Here is a 6,388-nt window from a genome sequence, read left to right as displayed (position 1 = left end):
AGTGCACCCCCGTCTGCCGCTCCAGAGCCACCCCGAGGGCCTGCGATTGCACGGGGTCGCGTGCACTGTAAGGGGCACTGGGGAGAAGATGAACGTTGAGATGGCCGTTCAAAACCGTCAGTGAACGCGAGGAAGGCATTGCAGTTTCCTTGTCGCAAGCAGCAGAAATTGTCCGCCAAGAATGGACCCAACGCCGAGACGCATCGCGACTTGCCTGCACATCATCTCCGTTGGTCGCCCCACCGGTTGTCCCTGCCACGTTCGCTGCTTCTGAAATTTCTTGATAGCTCGCTTGCCCAGTTGTCTCGACACTGCGTGCAAGGCATCAACCCAGAAGCACCCAGCAATGCTGACGATCGGTCTGATTGGCGGAATGAGCTGGGAGTCCAGCGCGGAGTACTACCGCATCATCAATCAAGGGGTTCGCGCGCGCCTTGGGCCGCTGCGTTCGGCCCAATCGCTGATGCAGAGCGTCGACTTCGGCCCCATAGAGCGGGCGCAGCACGAGGGCCGCTGGGATCTGACGACGCAGATTCTCCAGGATGCCGCGCGGAAGCTGCAAGCCGGGGGCGCCGACTGCATTGTCCTGTGCACGAATACCATGCACAAGGTCATCGATGACCTTCAGGCGGTCGTGACGATTCCATTTCTCCACATCGCAGATCCGGTGGGGCGCGCCGCCACACGTGCCGGGGTGAAGACGATCGGGCTGCTTGGGACCTCTTTCACCATGGAGCAGGACTTCATGAAGGATCGGCTGACCAGGCTTCACGGGCTCAACGTGCTCGTCCCCCCGTCGATCGAACGCAAGGAAGTTCATCGAATCATCTACGACGAGTTGTGCGTCGGCATCGTCAATGACGAGTCTCGCCAGATCTACCAGCAAACGATCAACCGACTGGCGCAACGTGGCGCCGAGGCCATCATCCTCGGATGCACCGAAATCACCTTGTTGATCAAACCGCAGCACAGCCGAGTGCCGCTGCTTGACACCACCGATCTGCACGCCCGTTCAGCCGTCGATTTCGCGCTGAACGGCGCCAGCGCTGAGATTGCAAACCCATGAACCGACGCTACTTCCTTCTGGCTGGTCTCGGCGCCGCGGGCGCATTGATCTATGGCGTGACCGACTCGCCCGATGAACGCCTGCTCACGGCGCAGGCCATGCCCGTGAGCGAAGGCCAACTGGCGCTGAACGGCTGGGTCAAGATCGGTGCCGATGATTGGGTGACCGTTGTCTGCTCCAAATCCGAAATGGGCCAGGGCATCTACACCGCCTTGGCCATGCTGGTGGCTGAAGAGCTCGACGCCGATTGGTCGCGCGTGCGCGTGGAGGCGTCGGGTGTGGACAAAATCTACAACAACGTCGCCGCCGTGCGCGATTCGGTGCCCTATCACCCGCGCGATCGGGGCCTGCTCAAAGCCATGGTGCAAACGCAAAACGCCTACATGGCCCGCAACCTCATGAACATGATGACCGGCGGCTCTTCAAGCGTGAAAGATACTTGGCAGCCGATGCGCCAAGCCGGCGCAATGGCGCGCATGAGCCTGCTTGCTGCCGCCGCCAAGTACTGGAAGGTGCCTGAGGCGGAGTGCTCGATCAGCGCGGGCGTGGTGGCGCATCCCAGCGGCCAGTCGGCGCGCTTTGGTGAACTCATTGCCAAGGGCGTTACACCGATCACGCGGGGCAAGCCCACGCTCAAGACGCGGGCGCAGTTCAAACTCATCGGCAAGCCCTTGGGGCGCCTGGATTCGAGCGCCAAGACAACCGGCACAGCCGGCTTTGGCATCGATGTGCAGCAGCCAGGGCAGCTCTATGCCGCCATAGCGATGAGCCCCGTACTCGGCGGCACAGTGGCTGGCGTGGACAGCGCCGCCGCCCTGGCGATGAAGGGCGTCAAGAGAATCATCATCGTGCCGCCACTCAACGGCGCCAGCGGCGGCGTGGCCGTGGTGGCCGACAATTGGTATCGCGCCAAAATGGCTGTCGAGGCACTCAAGCCCCAGTGGGTCGACGGTGCGGCTGGTGCTGCCAGCAGCGCGGCGATGCTGCAGCAGATGGTGCAGGCCGCCGCCCTCTTCAAGGGCAGCAGCTTTGGTGGCCAAGGCGATGCCGGCTCGGCACTGGCCACCGCCACCAAGAAGCACGAAGCGCACTACACCGCACCCTGGCTGGCCCACGCCACGATGGAGCCCATGAACTGCACCGTGCTGTTCAAAGACGGCAAGGCCACGGTCTGGGCTCCCACGCAAGTGCCTGATTCAGTGCAGCTTGCCGTGGCTACGGTGTGCGGCATTGAATCCGCAGACACAACGATCCATGTGACCCTGCTCGGCGGCGGCTTCGGACGGCGCCTGGAGGTCGACTTCGCCGCTCAGGCCGCCTTCATTGCCAAGGAACTCTCCGGCCTGCCCGTGCAACTGCTTTGGTCGCGCGAGGAAGATACGCGGCACGACTTCTACCGCCCGGCCTGTGCCGCTAGTTTCAGGGGTGGCCTCGATGCCAAGGGCGCGCTCATCGCCCTCGAGGCGTGCTCGGCCGGCCAGTCTCTGTTTGGCAAGTACGCTCCGCGCGCCATTCAAGGCATGGTCGGAGCCTTCTTGCCGATCGCCGGGCAGATGCCACCAGCGGGGCCAGACAAGACGGTGGCCGAGGGGGTGTTTGACCAGCCCTATGACATCCCCAACTTGCGCGTGATGCATCAGTTCATGGAGTTTCCGGTGCCGGTGGGTTTCTGGCGCTCGGTGGGCCATTCGCATCAGGCCTTCTTCAAGGAGAGCTTCATCGACGAAATGGCCCACGCCGCGGCCACCGATCCACTCAAGTTCCGCCAAGCCATGCTTGGCAGCGATGCGCGCGCAGGCGCCGTCCTCAAGCTCGCCGCCGAAAAGGCGGGCTGGGGTTCACCGATCGCGCCTGCAGCCGATGGCCGCAAGCGCGGGCGAGGCATCGCACTGCACTGGTGCTTTGGCACCTGGGTGGCGCAGGTGGTGGAGGCCAGCGTGGGCAGCGATCAGGGCATTCGCGTCGAACGCGTCGTGTGCGCGGTCGATTGCGGTCTGGTCGTCAACCCGCGCATCGTGGCGCAGCAGATGGAAAGCGCGGTGGTGTATGGCCTGTCGGCGGCGCTGCATGGCGAAATCACGATCGAACAAGGCCGCGTGCAACAAGGCAGCTTTCACGACTACGCGCCGCTGCGCCTGAGCGAATGCCCGGTGATCGAAACCCACATCGTCGCCAGTGACGAAGACCCCGAAGGCATGGGCGAACCCGGCTTGCCCCCGGTGGCACCGGCGCTGGCCAATGCCATCTTTGCGGCTACTGGCAAGCGCCTGCGCAACCTGCCGCTGAAGATGATCTGACCATACAACCCCTGATTCCTGCCTTCGCCGTCCCGGCCCAGGCCGGGATTCAGTGAACGCCGCACGCCGGACCAAGCACCATGACCACCTTCACTCTAAATGGCAAGGCCACCACCCTCGATGTCGAAGACGACATGCCTCTCCTGTGGGTCTTGCGCAATGAACTCAAATTGACCGGCACCAAATTTGGCTGCGGCATCGCGCTGTGCGGAGCCTGCACGGTGCATGTGAATGGCTCACCCACGCGTGCCTGCGTCACGCCTCTGGCCCAAGTTGCCGGCAAGCGTGTCGACACCATCGATGGCCTCAAAAGCAAAGCCCTTGCTGCCGTGCAAAAGGCATGGGTCGAACTCGATGTGGTGCAGTGCGGCTACTGCCAATCGGGTCAGATCATGGCCGCCGCTGCATTGCTCGAAAAAAACGCAAAACCCACTGACGCTGACATCGACTCCGCCATGAACGGCAACCTCTGCCGCTGTGGCGCCTACCCGCGCATCCGAGCAGCAATCCACTAGGCCGGGGCAGCGCTCTGAGTAACCGTCTTTGGAGTCAAGCCACCGTGAAGCGATTTATCCCAGGGTTTGTTGGTTTTGACCATGGCGTTGAGCGTGGTCAGCGAGCTTGCGCATGCAGGCCACCAGTGCCTTGGGCAGCTTGCCGGCGGCCAGCAGCCGGTCTTGGAAGGTTTTGATGGCAGGGTTGTAGCGGGAGGCGGTGAGCGTGGCCATGTAGAGCACGCGACGGGCCGTCTGTGGCGACCCTGGCAAGAAGACATGGCGAGGGCGTGGCACGCCGTCGGGTAGCGCAGCCAGCGCATCGCGAAGCAGCACGCCGCCCAGCGAATGCCCGACAACCACATAGCCCAACGTTGTCTCGGACGATTGCGCCATCTCGACCAGCCGGCGCATGAGCCGTGCACGGATGGCCTCGACATCCTCGCAGGCCGCCAGGTACCCGAATCCCCGCGCGCGGATACCCGCACGCCGCAGACGCGCCATCAGCGGCAGGCCCGACAAGGGCGTACGACCCAGGCCGTGGACGAACAATGCTTGCATTGGTTGAATCATCGCCTGACGATCTGAACCGAGCCTGCCTGAATGTGGACTTCCCGGAAGGAAARCTTCTCGGCGATAGGCGTCGATGCGGAATCACTCATCTCGCGAAAAGAGGTGACGGACCTTAGCCAACTTCCGACTGCTCGCCATCAGCGAGTCTTCACGGACGAAGCCACAACCGCATGCATCGCAATACAGCCCGTCCACAAACTGTTCACAAGACGGACAGGCAACGACGGACGCAGCGGCTTCAAGCATGTTTGGAAGTCTACAACTCGGCAGTGCGCGCGTCGCCCGGACTCAGTCCGCCACAAGCCTTCCTCACTGCCGCACCAGATTGCGTCGTCGTCGGCTGCCCGGCGAAGAGCTTCTGCCAAACCCGCGGACGTGATCGCAACGAAGACCATTGGGTATCCTTCATGTCTAGAGACAGGCAAGCGCCCCGCAAACAACGCCCGACCTCGATGTACGCTCACTTGTCATTCTCCGCCGCCAACATGGCTCGATTGCACGCGCCATCGGCCCGTTTTGGCTTGTTGAATGCCTTGTTCGTCATCGCCAATCTGGTCATGACTGTGGCGGCCGGCGTTTTGTGCCTGTCGTCGCGGCTCGAACAGGATCGCATTTTAGGAGGCGTTTTTTTGCTGGTGGCCCTGGGGTTGGCTGTGTTCCTGCATCGGATCAATCGTCGCACGGATGCCTACTTCCAGATCGACAAGGTGCGCCTCGCGGTCCATCGAAGCGACCGCACCGGCCGGCGAGAAATCCAGAAAGTGAAGGCCTTCTCGGCGGTCCGGCTGTCCATTGTCCGAGGCACCGACGCCACGCCGCGGCTCGCCATGCTCCAGCTCGAATGCGACGACGGCGTGATGCAGTTGTTCACCACGCCGGCACAGGACAATGCCTTGCAGGTGGGCCGTTCGCTGGCCGCCTGGCTGCGTGTGCCGTTCCGTTCGCCAGAGAACGGCCCAGCTCAAAGGCCGTCGCGCACCAGCCTCAGCGCCATCGATCGGAATCCCATCGACCGTCCCTCGATGCGAAACAAGTCGACGAGCTCTCCAGTGTCGATGAAACCCGAGCGCTGATAGAGGCGGATCGCCGGATCGTTGGACGACAGAACCTGCAAGTCGATCCAGTCGAGCGCCGCCTGCGACGTCGCCCAATCGCGTGCATGCGCCAGAAGTCCGGCGCCGACGCCCGTGCCGCGCCGTGCGCGGTCAACGCCCATGCCCAGAATGCAGCGGTGCGTCGCATGGGCTTCAGCCCGGGCGCGCAGATCAATGTGGCCGATGATGCGGCCGTCGGCGAGGCGCGCCACCCAAGCACGTCGCCATCCTGGCTCGAACAGGGGCACGTCGAGTGCGTCCCGAAAGGCCCGCGCCCGTTCGCCGTCGAAGCGCGACTCCGCCCGGGCCAGCGGCTGGAACAGCGGCATCCCGTCGCGGCCGTTGTCGGCGACATGATCGGTGAGGTAGGCGGCGAACGGATCAAAGGCATCTGAATGCAGCGGGTCGATCGAGAACGTCTGGCTCATCGAGTGAAGTGTCTCATCCCGAAGTGCACGATGAATGCGGCACCCACAGTCGCCTGGGCCATGTACGAGCTTCAACAGGTCTCCTTTCTTGCCGAGCCACCCGCCATCTACGAATCATCGCCGGGTGCCAAGCGCGGCTTCTGTTCTCATTGCGGCACGCAGATCTGCTTCACGGCAGAGTACATCCCAGGGCTCATCGATCTCACGATCGGTAGCCTGGATGAACCAAGCTTGGTCCCGCCCACTTTTCACTACTGGGAGTCCAAGCGACTGCCTTGGCTGCATGTCGCAGACCAACTGCCTCGCTATCCTGAGTTCCCGCCAACAGAGCAGGCCTGATTGACTTTCGTTTGACAGAATCACGATCGTTATGTATTCTTAAATCACGATCGTTATGTTGACGGTCGTGCCTGCCGCCAGCGTTGCAGGCTCAACC

6 protein-coding genes and 1 pseudogene are annotated in these 6,388 nt (G+C 62.8%); 5 read left to right on the top strand and 2 right to left on the bottom strand.

Annotated elements, in window-relative coordinates; all coding sequences use genetic code 11:
- Window positions 1–346: 346 nt before the first annotated feature.
- The 3 genes from AC1D01_RS16475 (at window position 347) to AC1D01_RS16465 (ending at window position 3,878) form a co-directional block, all read left to right on the top strand.
- A complete protein-coding gene (locus AC1D01_RS16475) occupies window positions 347–1,066 on the top strand; it encodes an aspartate/glutamate racemase family protein (protein ID WP_477868066.1) in 720 nt (239 codons plus the stop codon).
- A complete protein-coding gene (locus tag AC1D01_RS16470; protein WP_477868064.1) occupies window positions 1,063–3,363 on the top strand; it encodes a xanthine dehydrogenase family protein molybdopterin-binding subunit in 2,301 nt (766 codons plus the stop codon). Before AC1D01_RS16475 ends, AC1D01_RS16470 begins: the two co-directional genes overlap by 4 nt.
- 80 nt (window positions 3,364–3,443) lie before the next feature.
- Window positions 3,444–3,878, top strand: coding sequence for a (2Fe-2S)-binding protein (locus AC1D01_RS16465; RefSeq protein ID WP_477868062.1), 435 nt, complete (start codon window positions 3,444–3,446; stop codon window positions 3,876–3,878).
- On the opposite strand, the pseudogene AC1D01_RS16460 reads toward AC1D01_RS16465, so the two are convergent.
- Window positions 3,875–4,106 (bottom strand): annotated as a pseudogene (locus AC1D01_RS16460) (hypothetical protein); the annotation flags it as partial. The gene AC1D01_RS16465 and the pseudogene AC1D01_RS16460 overlap by 4 nt on opposite strands.
- Window positions 4,107–4,678: 572 nt before the next feature.
- Here AC1D01_RS16460 and AC1D01_RS16455 point away from each other — a divergent pair.
- Window positions 4,679–5,503: a hypothetical protein gene (locus AC1D01_RS16455; protein ID WP_477868060.1), complete on the top strand. Its 825-nt coding sequence runs from the start codon at window positions 4,679–4,681 to the stop codon at window positions 5,501–5,503.
- Here AC1D01_RS16455 and AC1D01_RS16450 read toward each other — a convergent pair.
- Window positions 5,392–5,952, bottom strand: coding sequence for a GNAT family N-acetyltransferase (locus AC1D01_RS16450; RefSeq protein WP_477868058.1), 561 nt, complete (start codon window positions 5,950–5,952; stop codon window positions 5,392–5,394). The two genes, AC1D01_RS16455 and AC1D01_RS16450, sit on opposite strands and share 112 nt — an antisense overlap.
- Between AC1D01_RS16450 and AC1D01_RS16445 the strand changes: the two genes are divergently transcribed.
- Window positions 5,920–6,291: a GFA family protein gene (locus AC1D01_RS16445; protein WP_477868056.1), complete on the top strand. Its 372-nt coding sequence runs from the start codon at window positions 5,920–5,922 to the stop codon at window positions 6,289–6,291. The two genes, AC1D01_RS16450 and AC1D01_RS16445, sit on opposite strands and share 33 nt — an antisense overlap.
- The last annotated feature ends 97 nt before the right edge of the window (window positions 6,292–6,388 follow it).

The sequence above is a fragment of the Rhizobacter sp. P3_B12 genome (genome assembly GCF_056402895.1).
This window is presented reverse-complemented; position numbering and strand designations above follow the sequence as displayed.